The sequence below is a fragment of the Kitasatospora sp. NPDC057512 genome, from assembly GCF_042802135.1.
In the GTDB taxonomy this organism is placed as follows: domain Bacteria; phylum Actinomycetota; class Actinomycetes; order Streptomycetales; family Streptomycetaceae; genus Kitasatospora.
On the sequence record NZ_JBHVET010001085.1, the window covers coordinates 1 to 2003 of the forward strand.

General features: G+C 68.9%; 1 protein-coding gene. It reads left to right on the top strand.

The features are described 5' to 3' along the window. Positions 1-298 precede the first annotated feature (298 nt). Positions 299-1963 carry an energy-dependent translational throttle protein EttA gene (gene ettA / locus ACFU6K_RS37845; protein ID WP_380671026.1) on the top strand — a complete coding sequence of 555 codons (1665 nt, stop codon included), beginning with the start codon at positions 299-301 and terminating at the stop codon, positions 1961-1963. The last annotated feature ends 40 nt before the right edge of the window (positions 1964-2003 follow it).

Consider the following 2003-nt stretch of genomic DNA (forward strand, 5'->3'; position numbering starts at 1 on the left):
GCTCCCCGCACCCGCTGCGGGGAGCCGGGCCGTCGCGTTTCCCGGGCGGGGGCTCCGGGGGCGGCGGTCACGGGGCGGGCGGAGTGCGGACCGCGGAGTGCCGACCCCGGAGAGGCGGCCGGGAGGGCGGGAGCGGGGGCGTCGGGCAGCAGCGGTCCGGGCGGCGGGGCCGGGGCGGCCGGGGAGCACTTCCGGATACCCCGGTGGGGTCATCCAGGCGATTCGGGGCTCGGGGCCGGGTGCGGCACAATGGAAGGCTGCAAGCCGAATACTCCCGACGACGCCGGAGCGATCTCACGTGGCGGAATACATCTACACGATGCGCAAGGTGCGCAAGGCTCACGGAGACAAGGTCATCCTTGACGACGTGACGCTCAGCTTCCTCCCCGGAGCGAAGATCGGCGTCGTGGGCCCCAACGGCGCCGGTAAGTCCACCGTGCTGAAGATGATGGCCGGCCTGGAGCACCCCTCCAACGGCGACGCCTTCCTCTCGCCCGGCTTCACCGTCGGCATGCTGCTCCAGGAGCCGCCGCTGGACGAGACCAAGACGGTCCTGGAGAACGTCCAGGACGGCGTCAAGGAGATCAAGGGGAAGCTCGACCGCTTCAACGAGATCGCCGAGCTGATGGCGACCGACTACTCGGACGAGCTGCTCGACGAGATGGGCAAGCTCCAGGAGGAGCTGGACCACGCCGAGGCCTGGGACCTGGACGCCCAGCTGGAGCAGGCCATGGACGCCCTGGGCTGCCCGCCCGGCGACTGGGCGGTCACCAAGCTGTCCGGTGGCGAGAAGCGCCGCGTGGCGCTCTGCAAGCTGCTGCTGGAGGCCCCCGACCTGCTGCTGCTCGACGAGCCCACCAACCACCTGGACGCCGAGTCGGTGAACTGGCTGGAGCAGCACCTGGCCAAGTACAAGGGCACCGTCGTGGCCGTCACCCACGACCGGTACTTCCTGGACAACGTGGCCGGCTGGATCCTGGAGCTCGACCGCGGCCGCGCGATCGGCTACGAGGGCAACTACTCCACCTACCTGGAGAGCAAGCAGTCGCGCCTCAAGGTCGAGGGGCAGAAGGACGCCAAGCGCGCCAAGCGCCTCCGCGAGGAGCTGGAGTGGGTCCGCTCCAACGCCAAGGGCCGCCAGGCGAAGTCCAAGGCGCGTCTGGCCCGCTACGAGGAGATGGCGGCCGAGGCCGACAAGATGCGGAAGCTGGACTTCGAGGAGATCCAGATCCCGCCGGGCCCGCGCCTGGGCAGCGTCGTCATCGAGGTCGAGAACCTCAACAAGGCCTTCGGCGAGAAGGTCCTGATCGACGACCTGAGCTTCACCCTGCCGCGCAACGGCATCGTCGGCATCATCGGCCCGAACGGCGCCGGCAAGACCACCCTGTTCAAGATGCTCCAGGACCTGGAGACCCCGGACAGCGGCACGGTCAAGGTCGGCGAGACCGTCAAGATCAGCTACGTCGACCAGACCCGCGCCAACATCGACCCGAAGAAGACCCTCTGGGAGGTCGTCTCCGACGGTCTGGACTGGATCAACGTCGGCCAGGTCGAGATGCCGTCCCGCGCCTACGTGTCGGCCTTCGGCTTCAAGGGCCCGGACCAGCAGAAGCCGGCCGGCGTGCTCTCCGGTGGTGAGCGCAACCGCCTGAACCTGGCGCTGACCCTCAAGCAGGGCGGCAACCTGCTGCTCCTCGACGAGCCCACCAACGACCTCGACGTCGAGACGCTCTCCTCGCTGGAGAACGCCCTGCTGGAGTTCCCCGGCTGCGCCGTGGTCATCTCCCACGACCGCTGGTTCCTGGACCGGGTGGCCACCCACATCCTCGCCTACGAGGGCGAGAGCAAGTGGTTCTGGTTCGAGGGCAACTTCGAGTCGTACGAGAAGAACAAGATCGAGCGGCTCGGCGCCGACGCCGCCCGTCCGCACCGGGCCACGTACAAGAAGCTGACCCGAGGCTGACACCCAGCCGTCACAACGGCCCGGCAGACTGCCCTCCGGC